The organism is Bradyrhizobium sp. USDA 3256 (genome assembly GCF_054058275.1).
This window is the reverse complement of the sequence record NZ_JBSSAE010000002.1, coordinates 7,928,607-7,952,456: the sequence shown is the minus strand read 5'-3', so window position 1 is coordinate 7,952,456 and position 23,850 is coordinate 7,928,607. Positions and strand designations below refer to the sequence as shown.

Here is a 23,850-nt window from a genome sequence, read left to right as displayed (position 1 = left end):
GAACCGTCGGATCCCGGTCCAACAAATCGAAAAGCGGATCCCAAGGGAAAACCCATGCGTCAACCGCATCGCGCCATCCTTTCGATCAGCCTCGCCGTCGCCCTCACCGCCTCATCCGCCATAGCCCACGCCCAAACGGCCGCCACCTACGACGACCTTGCCAAGAGCGAGGCCGCCGCCAATGCCGACAACGGCAAGCGGGTTGCGCCGCTCAAATCGATCGGCAATCCAACAGCCGACGTGTCTTCCGAGATGCAGGCAATGATCGGCGCGCCCTATCCGCCGCATTTCAACGCCGATCCCAAAACCCCGGCGCAATGGAAGGAGTTGATCGATCGCCGCGCCAAGCTTCTGATCGCGGGCATTCCGGCGCTGAAGGCGAAGCTCGGCGTCAAGGTCGAGGAGACCAAACTCGCCGGCGTGCACTGCTACATCGTGACCCCGAACAAGATCGCGCTCGAGAACAGGCGGCGCCTGCTGATCCACGTCCACGGCGGCGGCTATGTGTTCGGCCCCGGCGAAGCCGCGCTGCCGGAAGCCATCATGATGGCCGGCTTCGGCGGCTTCAAGGTCATCTCGATCGACTACCGGATGCCGCCGGACTTCCCTTATCCCGCGGCGTTGGACGATGCGATGGCGGTCTGGAAGGAAGTTCTGAAAGCGCACGAGCACCGCCGGCTTGCGATCTTCGGCACGTCGACCGGCGGGGCGATGACGCTTGCGATGGTGTTGCGGGCGAAGGATGAGAAGCTGCCGCTGCCCGCAGCCATCGCACCGGGCACGCCATGGTCCGATATCGACAAGATCGGCGACAGCTACGCGAGCAATGAATGGGTCGACAATGTGCTGGTGACCTGGGACGGCTGGCTCGGCCGCGCGGCCAAGCTTTATGCAAACGGCACCAGCCTGAAGAACCCCTACATTTCGCCGATCTATGGTGACTTCAAGGGCTTCCCGCCGACCATCCTGACATCGGGCACGCGCGATCTGTTCCTCAGCAACACGGTTCGCACGCATCGCAAATTGCGCCGCGCCGGCGTGATCGCCGATCTCAATGTCTATGAGGGTCAGTCGCACGCCCCAATACCAGTTCAACGTCGACGCGCCCGAGACGAAGGAGGCGTTCACCGATATCGCCAAGTTCTTCGATCGATATTTGAAACAGTAGGTGCCGCGCTGCGCTTCTCCATTTGATGCGTTTTCTTCACGCGAACCGGCACCCACTTCGCTTGAAAACGCTCTGGATCGGATGCCCGCGCTTGTCGCGGGCATCCACGTCGCTGTAGATTGCGGCGCAATCGAATGGGGTGAGTTGCGATGAATTACTGGCTGGTGAAATCCGAACCGTCGGTCTGGTCCTGGGACCATCAGGTCGCCAAGGGCGCGAAGGGCGAGGCCTGGACCGGTGTGCGCAACTTCACGGCACGGCAGAATCTCGTCAACATGAAGAAGGGCGACAAGGCGTTCTTCTATCATTCCAACGAGGGCAAGGAGATCGTCGGCATCGCCGAGATCATCAAGGAATCCTATCCCGACCCGACCGACAAGACCGGCAAGTTCGTCTGCGTCGACATCAAGGCCGACAAGCCGCTGAAGACGCCGGTGACGATGGCCGCGATCAAGGCGGACAAGAAGCTCGCCGACATGGCTCTGGTCAAATATTCGCGGCTTTCGGTGCAGCCGGTGACCGCGGAGGAGTGGAAGTACGTCTGCAAGATGGGCGGGCTGTAAGCAAACTCTATCGTCGTCCCGGCGAAAGCCGGGACCCATAACCACAGCCTTGCATTGTTGAAGCACGCTGGAGCCCCAGCTCACTCGATCTCGTGCTTTGGTGGTTATGGGTCCCGGCTCGCGCTTCGCTTGGCCGGGACGACATAGAATTTGCGGCCCTTACGCCCCGGCCGCCATCACCACCTGCGCCAGCAATTGCTCGCGCTTGCTTTGGGTGCGGTAGCCTCCCATCGTCGCAGCAAAGCGTTCGAGGATGCCGTCCTCGAACGCGGTGACGATGGTATCGTGGACATAGCTCTTGCGGCAGATCGCCGGCGTGTTGGACAGCTGGTCGGCGGCGGCGCGGATCGCGTCCAGCACCTGGCGCTTGCGGCCGCGCTGGCTGGTGGCCGGCGTGATCCGCGACAGCGATTCCACGACGACCGCCGACGCCATCAGGGTGCGGAAATCCTTCAGCGAGATCTTGATGCCGGCGATCTCGCGCAGGAACGCGTTCACCGCCGTGGTCGAGGCGGCCCGCACCACGCCGGAGCGGTCGTAATACTGAAACATGCGCTTGCCCGGGACGCCGCGCAGGATGCCGATCGCACGCACCAGCTTGGCCGCATCGCATTCCTTGCGCACGGCCTTGCCGCCCTTGGCCTTGAAAGTCAGAACCAGGGAGTCGTCCTCCAGCGTGACGTTGGATTTCAAGAGCGTGGTGGCGCCGCGGGTGCCGTTGAGGCGCGCATAGGATTCGTTGCCGGGCCGGATCGCGGTACGCGCGATCAGCTCGATCACCGCCGACAGCGCGAACTCGCGCGTCGGCTCGTCGCCGGACAGGAACGCCGAGACCTTGCGTCGGATCTTCGGCAGCGCGGCCACCAGCTTGGCCAGGCGATGCGCCTTGCGCTGCTCGCGGACCTTCTCCCAGTCGGCGTGATAACGATATTGCAGCCGGCCCGCGGCATCGCGGCCGACCGCCTGCAGATGCGAACTCGGGTCGCTGGAATAGCGCACCTGGCGATAGGCCGGCGGAACCGCCATCGCGTGCAGCCGGCGGATCGTGCGCGCATCGCGGACGCGCGAGCCGTTGGCGCGGACGAATGAATAGGTCTTGCCGCGCTTGATGCGGCGGATGGTCAATTCGTTCTGGTCGCCTAGCCGCAGGCCCAGATCGCGCGCCAGTTCTTCAACCGTCGTTCTGATGGCAGCGGACGCGTCGAGCTTGAGCGTCGATGGCGATCGCAGCTTTGCGCGTGGCGTCTGCTTCGGCCACTGGCCCAGTGCCTTTGCCAAGGCGACAGCGGGATCGGCGGAAACGGGCCGCACAGCCGCGATATTCTGCTGATCCATCATTATTCTCGCAAGACGCCTTGTTCCGCTGTTCTCCCGGTAATGCCGTTGCTTCGGGCTTCGTTCCGGTGGGCCGTCTGGCCTCGGTTTGGCGATTTAGGGCGTCGGGGCCGACATTGCGAGTCGCGAATCAGTTATTGAAGGTGTCAAATTACCTTTCATGGGTGCCATTCGCCCGCTAACGTTGATTTTGGGCTGCCCGGGATCGGACAAAATGACGCGAGCGCGGTACCGGAAACCGGCGTTTGAACGCCGCTGTCGGACCACCGCGATCCCCAGATCAGGTCAGCGACCTTGCCCTTTCGCACGCCGCTCTCGCCGGGGCGCGGCTCGAGTTCGGCAGCCACGGGCCGGTCCAACCGCTAGCCGCAATCAAGGATTATGCGGTCACGAACGTGTTGACACAGCTCATCGCGGCGGCGTCCGACAATCCGTTCAATTATCCTGAAGCCGTCCATCAAATTCAGCGTCAGCACATCGTCATCGCACGCGGCACTGCTGCGGTGGCGGCGAACGTCGCAGAGAACGACACCACTACGACCAAGAGACCAGTGACCCCGAGCAGGCGATGGCGCATAGGTTTCTCTCGTCGATGCGTTGCGGTAAGCCGTCCTATCACAAGCGGAAGCCGGCGGACTATCCGGCGGCTTCAACGCGACGAAAGTGACAGTCCTTTTTCCTTGCCGGGCCGGAATGCGGCAACGCATAATCGCGGCAATGATCAAGACGGCTTGCCGTCGCGTCGTTCGCGATCGGCAATGAGTGGAGGAAAATGATGTCCGAGAAGATCTATGACGTGTCGGCCGACTGGGCCAAGCGCGCCTATATCGATGACGCCAAATATCGCGAGATGTACGCGCACTCGGTCAAGGACCCGAACGGCTTCTGGGCCGAGCACGGCAAGCGGATCGACTGGATCAAGCCTTTCACCAAGGTCGAGCACGTCTCCTTCGCACCGGGCAACATCTCGATCAAATGGTTCGAGGATGGCGTGCTGAACGTCGCCTGGAACTGCATCGACCGCCATCTCGACAAGCGCGGCGACCAGACCGCGATCATCTGGGAGGGCGACGATCCCTCCGAATCCAAGTACATCACCTACCGCCAGCTGCACGACGAAGTCTGCAAGATGGCCAACATCCTGCGCACGCGGAACGTCAAGAAGGGCGATCGCGTCACGATCTATCTGCCGATGATTCCGGAAGCGGCCTACGCCATGCTGGCCTGCGCGCGGATCGGCGCCATCCATTCGGTGGTGTTCGGCGGTTTCTCGCCGGACAGCCTCGCGCAACGCATCAAGGACTGCGACTCGAAGGTGGTGATTACCGCCGACGAGGGCCTGCGCGGCGGCAGGAAAGTGCCGCTGAAGGCCAATGTCGATGCCGCCATCGCCAAGACCGGCGGCGTCGATTGGGTCGTGGTGGTGAAGCGCACCGGCGGCAAGATCGACATGAACCCGACCCGCGACCTCTGGTATCACGAGGCCGCTGCCATGGTGACGACGGAATGCCCGGCCGAGCATATGCACGCCGAGGACCCGCTGTTCATCCTCTACACCTCGGGCTCGACCGGAACGCCGAAGGGCGTGCTGCACACCTCAGCCGGCTACCTCGTGTTTGCGTCGATGACGCATCAATACGTGTTCGATTATCACGACGGCGACATCTATTGGTGCACCGCCGACGTCGGTTGGGTCACCGGCCACAGCTACATTCTCTACGGGCCGCTCTGTAACGGCGCGACCACGCTGATGTTCGAGGGCGTGCCGAACTATCCGGACAATTCGCGCTTCTGGAACGTGGTCGACAAGCACAAGGTCAACATCTTCTACACCGCACCGACCGCGATCCGCGCGCTGATGCAGGGCGGCGATGAGCCGGTGAAGAAGACCTCGCGCAAATCACTGCGCCTGCTCGGATCGGTCGGCGAGCCGATCAATCCGGAAGCCTGGGAGTGGTACTACCGCGTGGTCGGCGACGACCGCTGCCCCATCGTCGACACCTGGTGGCAGACCGAGACCGGCGGCATCCTGATCACGCCGCTGCCCGGCGCGACCAAGCTGAAGCCCGGTTCGGCGACACGGCCGTTCTTCGGCGTGGTGCCGGAGATCGTCGATGCCGACGGCAAGACGCTCGACGGCGAGACCTCGGGCAATCTCTGCCTGACCAGGTCATGGCCAGGCCAGATGCGCACCGTTTATGGCGACCATGCGCGCTTCGAGCAGACCTATTTCTCGACCTACAAGAACAAGTATTTCACCGGCGACGGCTGCCGTCGCGATGCCGACGGCTATTACTGGATCACCGGCCGCGTCGACGACGTCATCAACGTATCCGGCCACCGCATGGGCACCGCCGAGGTCGAGAGCTCGCTGGTCGCGCATGAGGCGGTGTCGGAAGCCGCCGTCGTCGGCTACCCGCACGACATCAAGGGCCAGGGCATCTACGCCTATGTCACACTGATGAAGGGCACCGAGCCGACGGAAGCGCTGCGCAAGGAGCTGGTCGCCTGGGTCCGCAAGGACATCGGGCCGATCGCCTCGCCGGACCTGATCCAGTTCGCGCCCGGCCTGCCCAAGACCCGCTCCGGCAAGATCATGCGCCGCATCCTGCGCAAGATCGCCGAGGACGAGTCGTCGAGCCTCGGCGACACCTCGACCCTTGCCGATCCGGCCGTGGTCGACGACCTCGTGCAGAACCGTCAGAACAAGAAGGGCGCGCCGGCGTAAGGCCAGCAGCAGCAAGGATCAGAAGACCAAAGAAGGGCCGCGCGCGATCACCGCCGCGGCCCTTCCCGTTTCCTGCAACGGGCGCTTCACGGGATTGTCAGAGGCAAGGCGCGATTGAGGCGCGTTTGTGGCCAAGTGTTGTTTCCAGGTCATTTACTTTAATCCGAACTTTTCATTCTCTCCCGCCATCAGGACGTGTCTCGCGGCCGGTGTGAAACCACCCGGTTAACACACGCGGTTAATGTTGCGTGCGTGAGACCGGCAGGCCCGGTTTTTCAAGGGCTCTGCATCTTCGTTTTTGGCTTCCTCGCGGGAGCTGTTGGGAAGTGGAGAGGTTGATGTCGATGAAGTTTGCGGTGGCGCTGGCTGCCACGGCTGCTGTTACCCTTGGCGCGGTTGTTTTGATGTCGCAGGCGGCCGAAGCCCGGCCGGAAATGGTGGGAATGCACGGTGACGCTTATTCGCCCGGCACCATCGTGGTGAAGACCAACGAACGGCGGCTCTACCTCATTCTCGATTCCGGCCATGCGATGCGTTACCCGGTCGGCGTCGGCAAATCCGGCAAGCAATGGGCCGGCACCACAAAGATCGACGGCAAGTATCGCTACCCGGCCTGGTCGCCACCCGCCGAGGTGAAGCGCGACAGGCCGAGCATCCCGAACGTGATCGCCGGCGGCTCGCCGCATAACCCGATGGGCGTCGCTGCGATGACGCTGGCCGGCGGCGAATACGCGATCCACGGCACCAACGTGCCGGGCTCGGTCGGCGGCTTCGTCTCCTATGGCTGCATCCGCATGCTCAATACCGACATCACCGATCTCTATTCGCGCGTCGAGGTCGGCACGACCGTTGTCGTCACCCGCTGATCAGGCACAGCGTCTCGTCCAAAGAGAAGCCGCGCGGATGCGCGGCTTTTTGTTTACCCGACCCGGTTTGACGCTGTCGCCTAAAGCATGATCCGGAAAAGTGCGAAGCGGTTTTCCGAAAAGATCATGCTCAAACAAAGAGCTAAGGCGCGATGACGATTCAACCTAATCTCATCGCGCTTTAGCGCGCAAAATATCCGCACCAACCGAACCGGTGTCCGCCATTGTAGGCGCGGGCATGGCCGGCGGCGAGCAGAGCGGCCGAAACATTGTCGGTCTTCCGGGTCGCGACGTCGGCGACGACACGTCCCTGGTATTTGTCGGGACCGACATTGTAGATCGCGACATCGCCCTGGCCCAGCAGGTCGCGCAGCGCCACCGTCGCTGTTTGCGCCATTTGCAGTTCGCGCGCACACGACGCCTTCAACTCCGGCGCATCGATGCCGCGCAGCCGGACTCGCGTGTACAGATCCGGGCCCGGCGAGAAATGCACCCGCGCCTCGAACGTGTCGCCGTCGATCGTCCTGATCACATCAACGTTGTGCCTGATGTCGGGCGCGCCGGTCCGCTGCCAGATGATATCGGTGTCGCGAGACCTGCCGAGCGACCAAGTCGGCGGCAAATGCACCCATTGGCGGATCGGCAATGTGCTGCCCACGGCGATGCCGAGAACGAACACCCATGGCAGCGCCGCCGAGACGCGCCGGCCCCAAGTCGACCTTCGTGAAGGCGACCTGCGGAAGGGCGGACGTTCCGTCCCACGATAAGCATTTATTCTTTCGTATGGGGACATATTCCCAATTATATCGTTGACACCACAATGCCTAGATGTTGGGGTGGCGCGCCGAATCGGTTTTGATTTGGCTGGCGCGCCCGGTGAATTGCTGTCCGTTAATTGTGTCTTAAGCTACTGATATACAAAGCGAAAAATATAGTTTTCCTTGGGATTCACAGGCTGGTTTCGAGGTGTTACCTTTACGGCAACTCCCGTAACCCGAACCCACTGCCTCGGCAGTGGACCCGCTCTGCGGCGGTCAGGAATGGCCTAGGGTTACGGGACCACCTCACTGCAATCGCCTCGGCCAGATCGTGAACCTTGCGGCGATCGGTGTGCCTTTGAACGCGTCGGCAACTTCGGCGCGCTGCATGATGTAGTTGGCTAGCTCAACCTTTGCCGGTGACGCGCCATCCGCAGTGCTGTGACCGTTGAGCTGATAGGCGATCGAGCCGGTTAGGATATCGGTAAGCTGAAGCGGTAGCGTCACCGAAGAATCCCGAAATTGCGAACGACGAAAAGGCCAGTCCCTCTTGTCGCCGCACTTCTGGCAACCTCGGTTTAGGATCAGGCGGAGTTCGTCTGGCTGCTGCACGCAATTCCGATAGTCTGGATAGAGGTGAAATATTTTGTCGGTGTAGAGGCGCGTCGCAACCTTCATGCCCAGCAGATAAACTTCCTTGTTGAAGCCCGTCTCTTTATCGCCAGCATTGAACTTGCGATGGTCTTGTTTACTCGTATCTACAAATAGCGAGTGGAAATGCACCAGGTTCGGATTGTCAAAGAAGACGTCCACCACGCGCTTGTAGGCGGCAAGCTTAGTGCGAGATACCTTCTGCCACTTCGCTTCCTTGGCGGGCAGATCTGGCAACCTAGCTTTCATCAGGAGTTCACAGAGTTCGTTCGCCCGCAGATGCTCAACAACGACAGCGCCGAGCACAAGGTATCTGTGCTTGGTTTGGCTACTTTCATCGAGATAAATCTCTAATATCTCGTTCGGGTTTGCAGGGACGCGCATGGCAGAGCCTAAGAGCAAAGACGACAAGTACAGTGACGACGAGGCGGAGCGGAGGCTTCAGGCGGCGCTTCGTGGTTCGCGGATCACCGGCCACAAGCAAATGACCGATCTGCAAAAGAAGAAGGCGCCGAAGAAGGCCAAACGAGAGAAGCCCGGCAAGTAGGCCGGGCTTCTCGGGTTGCGCTAGGCTGCTGATTGCAGGCGTTTAGTAGCCTCTGCACGGCTGCCGAAGTGAATGCGTTCTTTCAGAACCTCATTCACCCTGCCCGGATTCACGTTGTAGGACGCCGCGATGTGATGCTGATACTCACCGCGCCAGTGGCGAAGCCACACGTAAACTGCGTCCTCAAACGTGAGGCGATAAGCTTTAGCTATACTGGTAGCGTTGTCGTTCATGGTTCGATTCCTTAAATTTTCGAATCGAACCTTGGAGGCGTTGACAGCGGAATCCGCGTGCGCAAGTGTGCACGGGTGAGAGGACGCCACTGCAATGCCTGCCAAGGTCCATTGCGGTTTAGTTCTGGGCCGGGCCTTGTCAGAGGTCCGGCCTTCTCATTTTCGATAAGCGACTGTCAGATCGCTTACGAGTTCCCGTTCTTCGCAGCGGTAAAGCTGTGAAGTATCCCGTTCAGTGGGACCCTTTTGCGGGAACGTCGGCGGGACCCAAACACCTCGCGCCGAACACTTACGAAGCTAGTGCTGTTCCGTCACGCCCGTCAAGGATAAGTACGGTATTCTGAATCAAACACTAAATATGGTGGAAAGCGCGGGTACTCCGCGCCTGCCACCATCGCAAGTATATGCAGGTGTTGAAGGATTCTTCGGCCAAGAAAAAGTTGCACCCGCTATTCACAGGTGAGCTTTGTTTACTTTCGCCAAAACTTAAAAAACGGTGGCTCTGGTTTTGGCAATTTTGAGCGCCAACGCAGGAAGCGTCTCGCCTGTTTCGAGAAGTCTTTCTTAGTGAGACCCCCGATACGTGAGACGCTTGCCAGCCGCATTCTTCACGGCAAGCGTCGCACGGTCGCCATCGTTGTAACCAAGTACGACCCTGTGATTAAAGCGGAAATCGTACTCTGCCAGATATCTATGCAGGTGCTTCTCTTTGCAGTGTTGATAAACACCCTTCATGCCGCGCTTGAAGATCGAGAAGTAGCCTTCAACCGTATTGGTCGTGACGTCACCGCGCGCATATTCCTTCGCGCCATGGTTCACCGTCTCGTGCGCGGTGAACTGTGCGCCGACCTTTTTGTAGAGCTTGCTTTCGTCGGTTTGCAGACGGCTCTCTTTTTTGATGTTCGCCAATACGATGCCAGCAACCGTCGAAGCATCGGCAACGGCGACATGGAAAGAGCGGACGTTGCCGCTTCGCTCTACCAGCGAAACGATAGGACGATCGTTCTTCACCTTGCGGTTCTTGAGGTAGGGCGCGCCACGCCGCTGCGAGCCAACGCGGGGTTTCTCAGCTTTACCAAAATAGGTCTCGTCCGCCTCGACGATTTGGCCTTCACCGCCCATAGGTTCTAGGCCCCCATCGCGCATTGACTCGCGAATGCGGTGAGCCATGAACCAAGCGCTGCGATAGGTAACGCCAAGGGTCCGATGCAGTTGATGGGCGGAAAAGCCCTTCTTGCTCGCGGTGTAGAGAGCGAAAGCCAAAACCCATTTGTGAAGCGCGATCTTGCTGCGCTCCATGACGGTGCGCATCGTGACCGTGAAATCTTTCCGGCAGGCAGGCTCGGCGCAGCGGTAAACGCCAGCGCGCTTAGTGGCATAGGAATGGCCGACAACGCCGCAGTGCGGGCAAATCGTGCCCTCGGGCCACATGACCCGTTCCAGATACTCTCTGGCGGCTTCGTCGTTGTTAAACCTGGGTTCCGTATAGGAGGTCATGGCCAAGCCCTTTTGCTCGACCAAATACATCATATTGGACTTGTGGTGTCAACGATATAATTGGGGACATATTCCCAGACTGGCCTGAGTCGAGCCGTCAGACAAGACTCTCAGAAGTCCGAGGCGATGCCCTTAGTCTCCCAATCGCCGTAACGCGTCGGTTCCGGCCCCTTCGGACCCTGGAACTCCTTCGGCCGCGCCGCCACGTTCTGCGCGGCCGCCTCCTCGGCAGCCTTGCGCCGCGCCGCGGCCTCGGCGAGCGCGCGTTGCGCGGCCGGCGTCAGCGGCTTGCGCGGCGCCGCCTCCGGCGGCGATGACGATGGCGATTTATCAGACATGGCAAAACTTTCTGGCTGCGGATTCCATATCTCTGTGCTGGCTCAGTGACGACATCACGATCACGAAATCCCGCAAGGCGATTCTTACATTTGGCATATTCGCATGCCAGAGGTGGTATGGAGTTGATGGGCATGAGCCGAATGTAACTCAGCACCTTCGAGATATCTCCGCTTCATGCCTCCTTCAAGATTTGCAGTACCCGCCGAAGTCCCCGGTCTCGCGGCACGCCGCATCGCGGCCGACATCCTCGATGGCGTGCTGCACAAGCACCGCACGCTCGACGACCAGCTCGACGGCGCCGGCGCGCATCCCGGCCTGAAATCGCTCGCCGATCGCGACCGCGCGCTGATGCGCCGGCTGGTGTCGACCATCTTGCGCAAGCTCGGCACGCTCGGCCATCTGCTGTCGCGCCTGCTCGATCGCGGCATCCCGACCGATGCGCCGCGCGCGCAGAGCGCGCTCCTGATCGGCGCGGCACAGATTCTCTGGATGGACGTGCCCGACCATGCCGCGGTCGATCTCTCGGTGCGGCTGGTGCAGTCCGACCGGCGCGCCGCGAAATATGCCGGGCTCGTCAACGCCGTGCTGCGCCGCTGTGCACGCGAAGGCCAGGGCCTGATCGATGAGATCAGCATGCAGACGCTGGACCTGCCGCCATGGATGCTGGCGCGCTGGAACGCGCATTACGGCGAAGCCACCGCGCGCGACATGGCGCTTGCGCTCGGCCACGAGCCGTCGCTCGACCTCACGGTGAAGTCGGACGCGGCGCAATGGGCGACCCGCCTGCACGGCGAGGCGCTGCCGACGGGAACCGTGCGCACGCTGCTGCAGGGTTCCGTCACGATGCTGCCCGGCTTTGCCGAAGGCCAGTGGTGGGTGCAGGACGCCGCCGCCGCGCTGCCGGTGCGGCTGTTCGGCGACATCAGGGACAAGGCGGTCGCGGATCTCTGCGCCGCGCCCGGCGGCAAGACCGCCCAGCTCGCGCTGGCCGGCGCGCTCGTCACCGCGGTCGATCGCTCGCCGGCGCGCGTGGCGCGGCTGCGCGACAATCTCACGCGTCTGGCCTTGCAGGCCGAGACCGTCGTTGCCGACGCCGCCGAATGGCCCGCCGAGGCCGCAAGCTTCGACGGTATCCTGGTCGATGCGCCCTGCAGCTCGACGGGAACCATCCGCCGCCATCCCGACGTCGCCTGGCTGCGGCAGGAAGGCGACATCGCCGCGCTGTCGGCGCTGCAGAAGCGGCTGTTGCAAAAAGCCGTCAATCTGCTGAAGCCCGGCGGCACGCTGGTCTACTGCACCTGCTCGCTGGAGCCGGAGGAAGGCGAGCACGCGATCGCCGCGCTGCTGGCGAGCGAATCAGGCCTGCGCCGTGCGCCGGTCGAGAAGAGCGAGGTCGCCGGCCTCGACGACATCATCACCGCCGACGGCGATCTGCGCACTTTGCCGAGCCATTTGCCCAATGCCGACCCGCGGCTCGGCGGGCTGGATGGATTTTACGCGGCCCGGCTGGTTAAATCCTGATTTTAAACTTCAGTCCTCTAAGCTCGAAGTGATTCGTGCGGTATCAAGAGGGTGTCTGGGCAGGTTTCTTGGCAGGTATCTTGGCAGGTGTCTTGGCCGCGTTTCCGGATTAAATAAGGATTCGTTGAAAATTCCCTCCCCGCAAGGTTAGGCGTGTCGGTCGCTCAAAGCAGACGCATCTCGACGCTGATTGCTGGCCGCTTTGCCCGCAGCATGCTCGCACGCGCCAGCGGGAGCACGGTCGCGCTGTCGCGGCTCTGGCCCGGCCGCACCGACCGGCTGGTCATCGCCCCGCACGATCTGCGGACCGCCGACGCCACCCGCGCGGCCGAGATCTATGCCGGACGATTCGTCTTCGCCGGCAAGATCGTCACCTGCCACGGCCGCTCGATCTTCGATCTCGAACCGCCGTCGGAGGATTGGGAAGCCGCCCTGCTCGGCTTCGGCTGGTTGCGCCACCTGCGCGCCGCCGACACCGCGCTGACCCGCGCCAACGCCCGCTCGCTGGTCGACGACTGGATCTCCAACCAGGCCCGCAAGCGGCCGCTGGAGCGCCGCGCCGATGTGCGCGCGCGGCGGGTGATCTCGCTGCTGTCGCAGGCACCACTGGTGCTCGGCGATACCGACGGAAAATTCTACCGCAAATATCTGCGCGGGTTGGCGCGCGAGATCCGCTATCTGCGCCACGCGACGCTCGACAATGACGGCGTTCCGCGCCTGCAGGTCTTGATCGCGCTGTGCTACGCCTCGCTCTGTCTCGCCAACCAGGCGCGCAACATCAAATCGGCGACGCGCAGGCTGTCCGACGAATTGCAGCGCCAGATCCTGCCCGATGGCGGCCACATCTCGCGCAATCCCGGCGCGCTGGTCGAGCTGCTCAGCGATCTCTTGCCGTTGCGGCAAACCTTTGCCGCGCGCAACATCGCGCCGCCGCCGGCGCTGCTCAACGCCATCGACCGCATGATGCCGATGCTGCGCTTCTTCCGTCACGGCGACGGCAGCTTCGCGCTGTTCAACGGCATGAGCACCGCGCCGTCCGATCTCGTCGCGACGCTGCTCGCCTATGACGACACCCGCGGCGTGCCGATGGCGAGCATGCCGCATACCGGCTTTCAGCGACTCGATGCCGGCAACACCGCCTTGATCATCGATACCGGCCCGCCGCCGCCGGCAAGCGTCAGCCAGGACGCGCATGCCGGCTGCCTGTCGTTCGAGCTCTCTTCCGGGGTGAGCCGCATTGTCGTCAATTGCGGCATGCCGAGCACCGGCCGCGACAATTGGCGGCCGTTCGCGCGCTCCACCGCGGCGCATTCGACGCTGACCTATCGCGATACGTCGTCATGCCAGTTCGTCGAGCTGTCGGCGATGAAGCGGCTGCTCCGCGGCGCGCCCATCACCAGCGGCCCAAGCAATGTCGAGAGCTACCGCGAAGCCGTTCCCGACGGCGATGTGCTGACAGCCTCGCATGACGGCTTTCTCTCGCGCTTCGGCGTGATCCACCGCCGCGTGCTGATGGTCTCGCAGGACGGAACGCGGCTCGAGGGCGAAGATTCGCTGTCGCCGGCGCCGGGCGGCCGCATCAAGGGCAGCGAGGCCGATTTCGCGCTGCGCTTCCATTTGCATCCCTCGGTGAAGGCGAGCCGGCTGTCGGATGCCCGCGGCGTGATGCTGGTGCTGCCCAACCGCGACGTCTGGACCTTCGAGGCGATGGACGACAAGGTCGATCTCGAGGACAGCGTATTCCTGGCCGGCAATGACGGCCCGCGCCGGACCTCCCAGATCGTGATCCGGCAGGACGCGAGGCAGGCCGGCACCATCCGCTGGAGCTTCGTGCGCTCCTCGACCTCGGCCTCCGCCACCAACGCGCGCCGCAACGCCCGCCGCGAGCCGGAACTGCCGCTGTAAATTTGTGGCCAAACCGGCCCTTCACGGTTCCGAACCCTGCCAAACCATGCTACCCGGCTGCCTTAACAGCCAGGGATTTTCCGATATGACCGAGCAGCTTCGCCGCGTGACCCGCGCTCTGTTGTCCGTTTCCGACAAGACCGGACTGATCGATTTCGCCAAGGCGCTGGCCGACCATGGCGTCGAGCTGGTCTCGACCGGCGGCACCGCCAAGGCGATCGCGGCGGCCGGGCTGAAGGTCAAGGACGTCTCCGAGCTCACCGGTTTTCCGGAGATGATGGATGGCCGGGTCAAGACGCTGCATCCGAGGGTGCATGGCGGCCTGCTCGCGATCCGCGACAACAAGGAACATGCGGCAGCAATGGCCTCGCACGGCATCGCGCCGATCGATCTCTTGGTCGTCAACCTCTATCCGTTCGAGGCCACGGTCGACAAAGGCGCCGGCTTCGAGGAGTGCATCGAGAACATCGACATTGGCGGCCCCGCGATGATCCGCGCCGCGGCCAAGAACCATGACGACGTCGCCGTGGTGGTCGAGGCGAACGATTATCAGGCTGTGCTCGACGAGCTCGCCGCGCACAAGGGCGCGACCTCGCTTCAGTTGCGTCGCCGGCTCGCCGCCAAGGCCTATGCGCGAACGGCGGCCTATGACGCCGCGATCTCGAACTGGTTTGCCGTGCAGCTCGACACCAAGGCGCCTGATTTCCGCGCCTTCGGCGGCAAGCTGATCCAGTCGTTGCGCTACGGCGAGAACCCGCACCAGACCGCGGCGTTCTATGCCACGCCGGAGAAGCGGCCGGGCGTTGCGACGGCACGCCAGCTGCAAGGCAAGGAACTGTCCTACAACAACATCAACGACACCGACGCGGCCTATGAATGCGTCGGCGAGTTCGATCCGCAGCGCACCGCGGCCTGCGTGATCGTCAAGCACGCCAATCCCTGCGGCGTTGCCGAGGGCCCCGATCTCGCCACCGCCTACGCCCGCGCGCTGGCCTGCGACTCCACCTCGGCCTATGGCGGCATCATCGCGGTCAACCGCACGCTCGATGCGGACGCGGCCCGCGCCATCATCGGCATCTTCACCGAAGTGATCATCGCGCCCGATGCGACCGAGGAAGCGATCTCGATCATCGCCGGCCGGCGCAATCTGCGCCTGCTGCTCGCCGGTGGCCTGCCGAACGCGCGCGCGGTCGGCCTCACCGCCAAGACCGTCGCCGGCGGCCTGCTGGTGCAGAGCCGCGACAATGCCGTGGTCGACGACATGAACCTGAAGGTCGCGACCAAGCGCGCACCGACCGACGCCGAGCTGCGCGATCTCAAATTCGCCTTCCGCGTCGCCAAGCACGTGAAGTCGAACACCATCATCTACGCCAAGGATCTCGCCACCGTCGGCATCGGCGCCGGCCAGATGAGCCGGGTCGATTCCGCGCGGATCGCCGCGCGCAAGGCGCTGGATGCGGCGGCCGAGTTGAAGCTCGCCGAGCCCCTGACCAAGGGTTCGGTGGTCGCCTCCGACGCCTTCTTCCCGTTCGCCGACGGCATGTTGGCCTGCGTCGAGGCCGGCGCCACCGCGGTGATCCAGCCCGGCGGCTCGATGCGCGACGACGAGGTGATCAAGGCCGCCGACGAGCACGGCATCGCCATGGTATTCACCGGCGTGCGGCACTTCAGGCATTAAACTCTCAGCACGGTCGTCCCGGCGAAAGCCGGGACCCATAACCACCGGCTTTGGTTGGTGAGCAACAACCAGCCCCAGCGCGCCTTTGATAGATCACGCGGTATGGGTCCCTGTGTCTTGGAAGTCTGTCAGGATGGGTTGGGCGGGAAGCCGTTGGGTCCTTGGCGCTTGACGCCGTGAGCCGGCTCGGCCTCCCGCCCGTTCCATTACCAACCTGAACAGTTGCACGAGGCTGCGCCAACAGACCTCGCATCACAGGGACAGGCACCGTGATCATACCCCCTCGTTATGTCGGAATCGACGTCTCCAAGAAGCATCTCGATATCTTTGATGAAGCTGACGGCGTGTCCAGGCGCATCGCCAACGCGGCACAGGCCATCACACAGCAGGTGGCGCGTTGGCGATGCGATGCGCTGGTCGTCTTCGAGGCCACGGGCGCCTATGACCTCGCGCTTCGCGAGGCCCTAAGCCAGGCCGGTGTCCGCTTCGCTCGGATCAATCCGGCTCGAGCTCGCGATTTTGCGCGGGCCAGCGGCCAACTTGCCAAAACCGATCCGATCGATGCACGGATGCTGGCGGCCTTTGGCCGGGTCATGCAGCCGGCAGCCGAGCGGGCCGCCAATCCCGCCCGCAACGCTTTGGCAGGGCTTGCAAAACGGCGGGACCAACTGGTTCTCATGCGCGCGCAGGAGAAGAACCGGCGCAGCGAGGCCGACGACCGCGCCATGGCCGAACGGATCAGTCGGCTCATTGAGGTTCTCGATGGCGAGATCGCCGAGATCGAGGCCGATATCAACGCATTGACCAAGGCCGAGCCGGAGATCGCGGACGATGCGCGGTTGATGCGCTCACTGCCGGGCGTGGGTCCCGTGGCTTGCATGCAGCTGATCGCGAAGATGCCGGAACTTGGACATGTTGGAGCGAAGCAGATCGCCGCGCTCGCGGGCCTTGCCCCCTTCAACGTCGACAGCGGCGCCTTCCGTGGAAAACGCAAGATCGCCGGCGGCCGAAAGCGCGTTCGTGACGCCCTCTATATGGCGGCTCTGAACGCGGTTCGTCGGGCCGATCCATTCAAGGCCTTCTACGCGCGGCTGCGACAGGTCGGCAAACCAGCCAAGCTCGCTCTCATTGCCGTCGCCAGGAAGCTCCTAACGGTCCTCAACGCCATGATGCGCGACAGAAAGCCCTACCTGCAGACCAAGCCGACATAACAGTTGCCGGCCTTCGCCGGGACGACGGCGATGAGTTATCCGCGCACCTTCGCCAATAGCGCCAGCCCAACCACGAAGAACGCCACCAGCACCGCCATGCCGGCCTTCTGGCTCGCGGTCGCCGCGGTGATCGCGCCGATCAGGAGCGGGCCGATGAACGACGTCACCTTGCCGGTGAGCGCGAACAAGCCAAAATACTGCGCGATGCGGTCCTTCGGTGCGAGGCGGATCAGGAGCGAGCGCGAGGCGGCCTGCAGCGGCGCGCCGGTGGCGCCGATCAGGCAGCCCAGCACGATGTAGGCGCGCTCGGCGGCGCCCGCGAACAACGCATCGCCAGGCACCGGCGGCGCGACCGGTATGAACAGGATGGAATCCTTGTTCACGGTGAGGATCACGACGATCGCAAACAGCAGAATCAACAGGCTGGCCGTGATCACGCGCTTCGGTCCGAATGCATCATCGAGCTTGCCGCCGATCCAGCCGCCGAACGTGCCGGCCACTGCGAGGATGATGCCGAAGGTGCCGATCCGGATCGTGTCCCAGCCGAACGTGCCGGCGGCATAGATGCCGCCGAACGCAAACAGCGAGACCAGCCCGTCGGTGTAGATCATGTTCGCGAGCAGGAACCGCGCCAGCGACTTCTGCTTCGGCAGGCTCGACAACGATTCCCTGAGCTCGCGCAGGCCTTCGCGGAGCGCCGCGCGCATTGGGCGCTTCGCCGGATAGTCCGGCGTGAACAGGAACATCGGCGTCACGAAGATGATGAACCACAGCCCGGTCAGCGGCCCGGTGATGCGGTCGCCTTCATGCATGGCGGGATCGAGACCGAACAGCGGCGTGAAGCCGAACAACGTCTTGCCGGTCTCGGCATTGGCGGCGAGGAAGCCGAGCACCAGCACGAGACTGAGGATGCCGCCGACATAGCCGGTGGCCCAGCCGGTGCCCGAGAGCCGCCCGATCCGGTCGGGTGGCACCAGGGTCGGCATCATCGCATTGTTGAACACGGTCGCGAACTCGACGCCGACGCTCGCAATCGCATAGGCAAGCAGCAGCGCCGGGATGATGTGGGGATTGCCGGGCTTGCCGATCCACATTGCGCTGGCGCCGATCACGAGCAGCGCACCGAAGCCCGCGATCCACGGCTTGCGACGGCCGCTGGCATCGGCGATGGCCCCGAGCACCGGCGACAGCAGCGCGATCGCAAGTCCGGCGGCTGCGGTGGCAAAGCCCCACAGCGCCTGGCCGCTCGCGGCATCGGGCGCGACGAAGCTCGCGAAATAAGGCGCGAACACGAAGGTCGTGATCAGCGTGAAATAAGGCTGCGCAGCCCAGTCGAAGAAGATCCAGCTGATGACGGCGGCGCGGCCAGGATAGACCTTGGTGGTGGCCTTCGCGTCACCGGCGCCCGTCTGCATTGTTGCCGTCATCGCGAAAGATATTCCCCAACTCGAACCACAGGCAGGCTTTTGCCGCTCCAATCCGCTCCCATATAGCATGGGCCGGTTGGACTGATACGGCGATGAACAGGGCAGGACATTTCGATGGCGCTGACGGCAATGTCGCGACGGCTGTTTGCCGCTCTCCTGGTGATTGGTATCGCGACGCCTGCCCTCGGCCAGGTCCAGCGCCGCTTTTATGAACCTTCAGCCGCAGACACGATTCGCAGCATTCGCGCCGAAAACGGCATGGTGGTGGCGCAGGAGAAGCTGGCTGCGCAAGTTGGCGCCGACATCCTGCGACAGGGCGGCAATGCGGTCGACGCCGCGGTCGCCACCGGCTTTGCGATGGCGGTGACCTATCCGCGCGCCGGCAATATCGGCGGCGGCGGTTTCATGGTGATCCATCTAGCGGGCCGCAATGAGGATGTCGCGATCGACTATCGCGAGACCGCACCGCAGGCCGCTACCCGCGACATGTTCCTGAACGCCGACGGCAAGCCCGATCCCGACAAGTCGCGCAACTCCACGCTCGCGATCGGCGTGCCCGGCACGGTCGCGGGCCTTTCGCTGGCGCTGGAGAAATACGGCTCCGGCAAGTTTACGCTGGCGCAGATCCTCAAGCCGGCGATCGATCTCGCGCGCGACGGCTTCATCGTCACCGACGACACATCGGACACGCTGAACGACATGTATCGCCGCATGTCGCGCTGGCCGAATTCGGCCAAAACGTTCTCGCACGCCGACGGCACGCCGCTGCGCGAGGGCGACCGGCTGATCCAGGGCGATCTCGCCGGCGTACTGACGGCGATTGCCGAACAAGGCCCGCGCGGCTTCTATCAAGGCGCCGTCGCCGAGAAGCTCGTCAGCGGCATCAAGAATGCCGGCGGCATCTTCACGCTCGAGGATCTGAAATCCTACCAGCCGGTGATCCGCACGCCGATCCGCGGCAGCTATCGCGGCTACGACATCGTCTCGATGCCGCAGCCGTCCTCCGGCGGCGTCGTGCTGCTGGAGATCCTCAACATCCTCGAAGGCTTTTCGATGTCCGACATGAAGCAGGGCTCGGCCGCCTCGCTGCATGTGATGATCGAGGCGATGAAGCGGGCTTATGCCGATCGCGCGCGCTATCTCGGCGATCCCGCCTTCGTCGACGCGCCGACGCAATTGCTGATCGACAAGGACTATGCCGCCAAACAGCGCGCGACCATCGATCTTGCCCGCGCCACTCCCTGGACCGATGTGCGCAACGCGAAGCAACCGCACGAGGGCGACAACACCACGCATTATTCGGTCGTCGATGCCGGCGGCAACGCCGTCAGCAACACCTACACGCTGAACTTTCCCTACGGCGTCGGCCTCGTCGCCGATGGCACCGGCGTGCTGCTCAACAACGAGCTCGACGATTTCACCGCTGCGCCCGGCGCCTCCAACGCTTTCGGCCTGGTCGGCTTCGAGGCCAATTTGCCGGGACCCGGCAAGCGACCGCTGTCGTCAATGTCTCCGACCATCGTGCTGAAGGACGGCAGGCCGGTGCTGGTGACGGGCTCGCCCGGCGGCAGCCGCATCATCTCCGCGGTCACGCAGATCATCGTCGACGTGATCGACTACAAGATGGACATCGCGGCCGCGGTCGCCGCGCCCCGCATGCACCATCAATGGCTGCCCGACGAGGTCCGGATCGAGCGCGGTTTTCCCGACGCGGTGCTGGGCGATCTGCGCGCCAAGGGCCACAGACTGGTCGAGCCGCTCGGCTACTCCTCCGCGAACTCGATCCTCGTCACGACCAACGGTCTGCTCGGCGCGCCGGATCCCCGCACGCGCGGCTCGGAGGCCGCGGGATACTAAAGGATGATCCGCGCCTAGGGCGTGCAAAGCGGCTTTGCCCAACCTGCAACATCGCGATAGATTGGCGGTCCGCGCACCTCCGGCCGCGGATCGCAAAGAGCCGGTGAAAGATTTCTCCGGGGAACGCGCATGAGCACAGCCGAATCCAAATCGATGGAAGTTGCAGAGATCGAGGACACCAGCCTCCTCGCCTTCTATCGCGACATGAACCTGCAGGAGCGGCGCACGTTCTGGGCCTGCGCGTCGGGCTGGACGCTCGACGGCATGGATTTCATGATCTATCCGCTGGTGATCGGCACCATCATCACGCTCTGGAAGGTCGACGCCGGCACCGCCGGGCTCGCGGGTACCGTGACGCTGCTGGCCTCGGCCGTGGGCGGCTGGCTCGGCGGCTATCTGTCCGACCGGATCGGGCGCGTGAAGACGCTGCAGCTCACCATCATCTGGTTCTCGTTCTTCTCGCTGGTCTGCGCCGTGGTGCAGAATTTCGACCAGCTGCTGGTCGCCCGCGCGTTGCTCGGGCTCGGCTTCGGCGGCGAATGGGCCGCCGGCGCGGTGCTGATCGGCGAAGCGATCCGGCCGCAATATCGCGGGCGCGCGGTCGGCTCGGTGCAGTCGGGCTGGGCGATCGGCTGGGGCCTCGCCGTGCTGGCGCAGGCGATCCTGTTCTCGGTGCTGCCGGCGGAGAACGCCTGGCGCTGGATGTTCGTGATCGGCGCGCTGCCGGCGCTGCTCGTGTTCTACCTGCGCCGCTATGTCACCGAGCCGGAAATCTCCGCCGCGACGATGGCGCAGGCGCAAGCCTCCGGCAGCGGCCCCGCCGCGTTGTGGGAGATCTTCCACGGACCGATCCTGAAGACCACGCTGCTGGCGTCGCTGGTCGGCACCGGCATGCAGGGCGGCTATTACGCCATCACTTTCTGGGTGCCGCGCTTCCTCACCACCGAGCGCAAGCTCTCGGTGGTCGGCTCGACCGGCTATCTCGCGACGCTGATCATCGGCTCCTTCATCGGCTATCTGGTCGGCGCCTGGCTCGCCGACCGGATCGGCCGGCGCAATCTGTTCCTGATCTTCTCGATCGGCGCGATCGCGGTGGTGCTGCTCTACACCCAGCTGCCGCTGTCCAACGAGGTGCTGTGGGTGCTGGGCTTCCCGCTCGGCTTCTTCGCCTCGGGCTATTTCTCCGGCATGGGTGCGTTCCTGACCGAACTGTATCCGACCCGGCTGCGCGGCTCCGGCCAGGGCTTCTGCTACAATTTCGGCCGCGGCATCGGCGCGCTGTTCCCGTTCCTGGTCGGCGCGCTGTCGACCACGACCACGCTCGCCAACGCGATCGCGATCTTCGCGGTGGCGGCCTACGGCGTGTTCTTCCTCGCCGCCTACGCGCTGCCGGAAACCCGCGGCCGCGTGCTGCATGCGGATGGGTAGCCTAATGAGGTAGCGTAATGAGGTTGCCGCTTGCTTCGCTTCGCCTCTCCCACAAGGGGAGAGGGAGCCTGACATGGTGCGTCCCTAACTGTGGAGGAGCCAGCAGATGACATCGCTCAAAGGCAAGACGCTGTTCATCTCGGGCGCGAGCCGCGGCATCGGGCTGGCGATCGCGCTGCGCGCCGCGCGTGACGGCGCCAATGTCGCGATCGCGGCGAAGACCGCCGAGCCGCATCCGAAGCTGAAGGGCACGATCTACACCGCCGCCGACGAGGTCCGCGCCGCCGGCGGCAAGGCACTGCCGGTGCTCTGCGACATCAGGGACGAGGCCCAGGTGCTGGCGGCGATCGAGCAGACCGTCGCCGAGTTCGGCGGCATCGACGTCTGCGTCAACAATGCCAGCGCCATCAGCCTGACCAATTCGCAGGCGACCGACATGAAGCGGTTCGACTTGATGATGGGGATTAACACCCGTGGCACCTTCATGGTGTCGAAATACTGCATCCCGCACCTGAAGAAGGCGGAGAACCCGCACATCCTGATGCTGTCGCCGCCGCTGGACATGAAGACGAAATGGTTCGAGCACTCGACCGCCTACACGATGGCGAAGTTCGGCATGAGCATGTGCGTGCTCGGGCTTGCGGGCGAATTGAAATCGGCCGGCATTGCCGTCAACGCGCTGTGGCCGCGCACCACGATCGCGACCGCCGCGGTCGGCAATCTGCTCGGCGGCGATGCGATGATGCGCGCGAGCCGCACGCCTGAGATCATGGGCGATGCGGCCTACGCGATCATCACCCGGCCGTCGCGCGAATTCACCGGGCATTTCTGCATCGACGACAAGGTGCTCTATGCCAATGGCGTACGCGACTTCGAGCGCTACCGCGTCGATCCCTCGGTGCCGCTGATGTCGGACTTCTTCGTGCCCGACGACGACGTGCCGCCGCCCGGCGTCACCGTGCAGCCGCTGCCGTCACACTAGGCTACACCGCGAACGCATCCAGCGCCGCGCGCCAATGCTGCACGCGCTCCTTCAGCAGCGTGTCGCGCACATAGGCGAGCTCCTCGTCCTCGATCCGCTCCAGCGTTTCGAGTGAGAAATGATCCGCGCCGTGAGCCGTCCAGGCGCGCTGCAGCTCTGCGTTACGATGGCTGCCCATCCGCAGCGTGAACCAGATGCGGTTCTCGATCTTGTCAAGATCGAGCGCCTGGCCGACCCAGACCTCACCGGTCGCGCTGCAGCGGATCGCGAACACGCCGGCGACGCTCGGGCGCTTCTTGTAGTCGGCGATGGCTTGCTTGCGGTCCTGGGTCTTCATGGCGGCTCCAGTGGTCTAGGCACGCCATTTATACCCGGGCATTATTGACAAGGCGATATTACCCGGATAAAAAAGACGGCATCGAAACCCGAGCCGCTGTTATGACCGCGAATTTATCGGCCGACCTGATACGGCCCGCCCTTCTCCAGCGCCCGCGCATAGGCCGGGCGGGCGTGGATGCGCTCGAGGAACGCGACACAGTTGGGATGGCCATCCTCGAGCCCGCCGCGCGCCGCGGCAGCCTCGAGCGGAAAGCTCATCTGGATGTCGGCACCGGAAAATTCGTTGCCGGCGAACCATTCGCTCTTGCCGAGCTCGCCTTCCCAATAGGCCATGTGCTGCTTGAGCTGCGGATTGACCAGCGTGGACAGCGCCGTGTTGGACACCTTGCGCACCAAGGGCCGCAGCAGCGCCGGGGCGCGCTTCGGCATCAGCGTGAACAGGAGTTTCAGCAGCAGCGGCGTCATCGCCGAACCCTCGGCGTAGTGCAGCCAATAGGTATAGCGCAGCCGCTCCGGGGTATCGGCCTGCGGGATCAGGCGCCCGTTGCCGTAGGTCGCGATGATGTATTCGAGGATCGCGCCGGATTCCGCGATCGTGTGGCCGTTGTCGGTGACGACGGGCGACTTGCCGAGCGGATGGATCGCGCGCAGCTCCTTCGGCGCCCGCATATCGGGCTGCCGCTGGTAGCGCACGATCTCGTAGGGCACACCCAATTCCTCGAGCAGCCACAGCACGCGCTGCGAGCGGGAATTGTTGAGGTGATGAACCGTCAGCATGGGCATCCTTTGAAAGATCAGCGCAATCGGGCGGCGTTTG

20 protein-coding genes and 1 pseudogene are annotated in these 23,850 nt (G+C 63.7%); 12 read left to right on the top strand and 9 right to left on the bottom strand.

Features of this window, described 5'->3' with window-relative positions; translation table 11 throughout:
- Positions 1-54 precede the first annotated feature (54 nt).
- Positions 55-1,168 (top strand): annotated as a pseudogene (locus tag ACVWY5_RS39485) (alpha/beta hydrolase).
- Between the two features lie 149 nt (positions 1,169-1,317).
- A complete protein-coding gene (locus ACVWY5_RS39480) occupies positions 1,318-1,731 on the top strand; it encodes an EVE domain-containing protein (protein ID WP_028337401.1) in 414 nt (137 codons plus the stop codon).
- A 159-nt stretch (positions 1,732-1,890) separates the two neighbouring features.
- On the opposite strand, the gene ACVWY5_RS39475 is transcribed toward ACVWY5_RS39480, so the two are convergent.
- Positions 1,891-3,069, bottom strand: a complete 1,179-nt coding sequence (locus ACVWY5_RS39475; protein WP_028337402.1) for a DNA topoisomerase IB — start codon at positions 3,067-3,069, stop codon at positions 1,891-1,893.
- Positions 3,070-3,841: 772 nt separating this feature from the next.
- Here ACVWY5_RS39475 and acs point away from each other — a divergent pair.
- Both acs and ACVWY5_RS39465 read left to right on the top strand, forming a co-directional pair.
- Positions 3,842-5,794 (top strand): acetate--CoA ligase, encoded by a 1,953-nt coding sequence (gene acs / locus ACVWY5_RS39470; RefSeq protein WP_028337403.1) that lies wholly within the window; start codon positions 3,842-3,844, stop codon positions 5,792-5,794.
- A 338-nt stretch (positions 5,795-6,132) separates the two neighbouring features.
- The gene (locus ACVWY5_RS39465; RefSeq protein ID WP_028337404.1) at positions 6,133-6,660 is read left to right on the top strand and encodes a L,D-transpeptidase; all 528 of its coding nucleotides are present in this window, start codon (positions 6,133-6,135) and stop codon (positions 6,658-6,660) included.
- Between the two features lie 181 nt (positions 6,661-6,841).
- On the opposite strand, the gene ACVWY5_RS39460 is transcribed toward ACVWY5_RS39465, so the two are convergent.
- A complete protein-coding gene (locus ACVWY5_RS39460) occupies positions 6,842-7,339 on the bottom strand; it encodes a thermonuclease family protein (protein ID WP_028338208.1) in 498 nt (165 codons plus the stop codon).
- A gap of 385 nt (positions 7,340-7,724) precedes the next feature.
- Positions 7,725-8,453, bottom strand: coding sequence for a DUF3800 domain-containing protein (locus ACVWY5_RS39455; RefSeq protein ID WP_028338209.1), 729 nt, complete (start codon positions 8,451-8,453; stop codon positions 7,725-7,727).
- Between ACVWY5_RS39455 and ACVWY5_RS39450 the strand changes: the two genes are divergently transcribed.
- Positions 8,452-8,616, top strand: a complete 165-nt coding sequence (locus ACVWY5_RS39450; protein WP_321177246.1) for a hypothetical protein — start codon at positions 8,452-8,454, stop codon at positions 8,614-8,616. The two genes, ACVWY5_RS39455 and ACVWY5_RS39450, sit on opposite strands and share 2 nt — an antisense overlap.
- Before the next feature lie 20 nt (positions 8,617-8,636).
- Here the strand turns inward: ACVWY5_RS39450 and ACVWY5_RS39445 are convergent, their stop codons facing one another.
- The 3 genes from ACVWY5_RS39445 to ACVWY5_RS39435 form a co-directional block, all read right to left on the bottom strand.
- Positions 8,637-8,849 (bottom strand): hypothetical protein, encoded by a 213-nt coding sequence (locus ACVWY5_RS39445; protein WP_028338210.1) that lies wholly within the window; start codon positions 8,847-8,849, stop codon positions 8,637-8,639.
- Positions 8,850-9,413: 564 nt separating this feature from the next.
- Positions 9,414-10,346 carry an IS1595 family transposase gene (locus ACVWY5_RS39440; RefSeq protein ID WP_028338211.1) on the bottom strand — a complete coding sequence of 311 codons (933 nt, stop codon included), beginning with the start codon at positions 10,344-10,346 and terminating at the stop codon, positions 9,414-9,416.
- Positions 10,347-10,456: 110 nt separating this feature from the next.
- Positions 10,457-10,684 carry a DUF1674 domain-containing protein gene (locus ACVWY5_RS39435; protein ID WP_028338212.1) on the bottom strand — a complete coding sequence of 76 codons (228 nt, stop codon included), beginning with the start codon at positions 10,682-10,684 and terminating at the stop codon, positions 10,457-10,459.
- Positions 10,685-10,859: 175 nt separating this feature from the next.
- On the opposite strand from ACVWY5_RS39435, the gene ACVWY5_RS39430 reads away from it, so the two are divergent.
- From ACVWY5_RS39430 to ACVWY5_RS39415, 4 genes are all read left to right on the top strand, one after another.
- Positions 10,860-12,206 carry an RsmB/NOP family class I SAM-dependent RNA methyltransferase gene (locus ACVWY5_RS39430; RefSeq protein WP_028338213.1) on the top strand — a complete coding sequence of 449 codons (1,347 nt, stop codon included), beginning with the start codon at positions 10,860-10,862 and terminating at the stop codon, positions 12,204-12,206.
- 153 nt (positions 12,207-12,359) lie between these two features.
- Positions 12,360-14,111, top strand: coding sequence for a heparinase II/III domain-containing protein (locus tag ACVWY5_RS39425; protein WP_038378155.1), 1,752 nt, complete (start codon positions 12,360-12,362; stop codon positions 14,109-14,111).
- An 85-nt stretch (positions 14,112-14,196) separates the two neighbouring features.
- Positions 14,197-15,789 (top strand): bifunctional phosphoribosylaminoimidazolecarboxamide formyltransferase/IMP cyclohydrolase, encoded by a 1,593-nt coding sequence (gene purH, locus ACVWY5_RS39420; protein WP_028338215.1) that lies wholly within the window; start codon positions 14,197-14,199, stop codon positions 15,787-15,789.
- Between the two features lie 269 nt (positions 15,790-16,058).
- Positions 16,059-17,000 carry an IS110 family RNA-guided transposase gene (locus ACVWY5_RS39415; RefSeq protein WP_283089771.1) on the top strand — a complete coding sequence of 314 codons (942 nt, stop codon included), beginning with the start codon at positions 16,059-16,061 and terminating at the stop codon, positions 16,998-17,000.
- A 35-nt stretch (positions 17,001-17,035) separates the two neighbouring features.
- On the opposite strand, the gene ACVWY5_RS39410 is transcribed toward ACVWY5_RS39415, so the two are convergent.
- Positions 17,036-18,415, bottom strand: a complete 1,380-nt coding sequence (locus tag ACVWY5_RS39410) for an MFS transporter (protein ID WP_028335860.1) — start codon at positions 18,413-18,415, stop codon at positions 17,036-17,038.
- Positions 18,416-18,541: 126 nt separating this feature from the next.
- Here ACVWY5_RS39410 and ggt point away from each other — a divergent pair, with 126 nt between their 5' ends.
- The 3 genes from ggt to ACVWY5_RS39395 all read left to right on the top strand — a co-directional run bounded on the left by ggt (position 18,542) and on the right by ACVWY5_RS39395 (position 22,694).
- Positions 18,542-20,284 (top strand): gamma-glutamyltransferase, encoded by a 1,743-nt coding sequence (gene ggt / locus ACVWY5_RS39405; protein WP_028335859.1) that lies wholly within the window; start codon positions 18,542-18,544, stop codon positions 20,282-20,284.
- A gap of 129 nt (positions 20,285-20,413) precedes the next feature.
- Complete coding sequence (locus ACVWY5_RS39400) at positions 20,414-21,712, top strand: MFS transporter (protein WP_028335858.1); 1,299 nt, start codon at positions 20,414-20,416, stop codon at positions 21,710-21,712.
- Between the two features lie 106 nt (positions 21,713-21,818).
- On the top strand, positions 21,819-22,694 hold the full coding sequence (locus ACVWY5_RS39395) for an SDR family oxidoreductase (RefSeq protein ID WP_028335857.1): 876 nt from the start codon (positions 21,819-21,821) through the stop codon (positions 22,692-22,694).
- A gap of 1 nt (position 22,695) precedes the next feature.
- Here the strand turns inward: ACVWY5_RS39395 and ACVWY5_RS39390 are convergent, their stop codons facing one another.
- Together ACVWY5_RS39390 and ACVWY5_RS39385 are read right to left on the bottom strand one after the other, a co-directional pair.
- Entirely contained in the window at positions 22,696-23,031 is a 336-nt protein-coding gene (locus ACVWY5_RS39390) for a GIY-YIG nuclease family protein (protein WP_028335856.1), read from the bottom strand.
- Between the two features lie 113 nt (positions 23,032-23,144).
- The gene (locus ACVWY5_RS39385) at positions 23,145-23,810 is read right to left on the bottom strand and encodes a glutathione S-transferase family protein (protein ID WP_028335855.1); all 666 of its coding nucleotides are present in this window, start codon (positions 23,808-23,810) and stop codon (positions 23,145-23,147) included.
- Positions 23,811-23,850: the final 40 nt, after the last annotated feature.

Excerpts from the sequence above, each read along its gene's own strand:
- ACVWY5_RS39480 (WP_028337401.1), top strand. The coding sequence starts at position 1,318 with ATGAATTACTGGCTGGTGAAATCCGAACCGTCGGTCTGGTCCTGGGAC.
- ACVWY5_RS39475 (WP_028337402.1), bottom strand. The coding sequence starts at position 3,069 with ATGATGGATCAGCAGAATATCGCGGCTGTGCGGCCCGTTTCCGCCGAT.
- acs (WP_028337403.1), top strand. The coding sequence starts at position 3,842 with ATGTCCGAGAAGATCTATGACGTGTCGGCCGACTGGGCCAAGCGCGCC.
- ACVWY5_RS39465 (WP_028337404.1), top strand. The coding sequence starts at position 6,133 with ATGTCGATGAAGTTTGCGGTGGCGCTGGCTGCCACGGCTGCTGTTACC.
- ACVWY5_RS39450 (WP_321177246.1), top strand. The coding sequence starts at position 8,452 with ATGGCAGAGCCTAAGAGCAAAGACGACAAGTACAGTGACGACGAGGCG.
- ACVWY5_RS39455 (WP_028338209.1), bottom strand. The coding sequence starts at position 8,453 with ATGCGCGTCCCTGCAAACCCGAACGAGATATTAGAGATTTATCTCGAT.
- ACVWY5_RS39445 (WP_028338210.1), bottom strand. The coding sequence starts at position 8,849 with ATGAACGACAACGCTACCAGTATAGCTAAAGCTTATCGCCTCACGTTT.
- ACVWY5_RS39440 (WP_028338211.1), bottom strand. The coding sequence starts at position 10,346 with ATGACCTCCTATACGGAACCCAGGTTTAACAACGACGAAGCCGCCAGA.
- ACVWY5_RS39435 (WP_028338212.1), bottom strand. The coding sequence starts at position 10,684 with ATGTCTGATAAATCGCCATCGTCATCGCCGCCGGAGGCGGCGCCGCGC.
- ACVWY5_RS39430 (WP_028338213.1), top strand. The coding sequence starts at position 10,860 with ATGCCTCCTTCAAGATTTGCAGTACCCGCCGAAGTCCCCGGTCTCGCG.
- purH (WP_028338215.1), top strand. The coding sequence starts at position 14,197 with ATGACCGAGCAGCTTCGCCGCGTGACCCGCGCTCTGTTGTCCGTTTCC.
- ACVWY5_RS39410 (WP_028335860.1), bottom strand. The coding sequence starts at position 18,415 with ATGCAGACGGGCGCCGGTGACGCGAAGGCCACCACCAAGGTCTATCCT.
- ggt (WP_028335859.1), top strand. The coding sequence starts at position 18,542 with ATGGCGCTGACGGCAATGTCGCGACGGCTGTTTGCCGCTCTCCTGGTG.
- ACVWY5_RS39400 (WP_028335858.1), top strand. The coding sequence starts at position 20,414 with ATGAGCACAGCCGAATCCAAATCGATGGAAGTTGCAGAGATCGAGGAC.
- ACVWY5_RS39395 (WP_028335857.1), top strand. The coding sequence starts at position 21,819 with ATGACATCGCTCAAAGGCAAGACGCTGTTCATCTCGGGCGCGAGCCGC.
- ACVWY5_RS39390 (WP_028335856.1), bottom strand. The coding sequence starts at position 23,031 with ATGAAGACCCAGGACCGCAAGCAAGCCATCGCCGACTACAAGAAGCGC.
- ACVWY5_RS39385 (WP_028335855.1), bottom strand. The coding sequence starts at position 23,810 with ATGCTGACGGTTCATCACCTCAACAATTCCCGCTCGCAGCGCGTGCTG.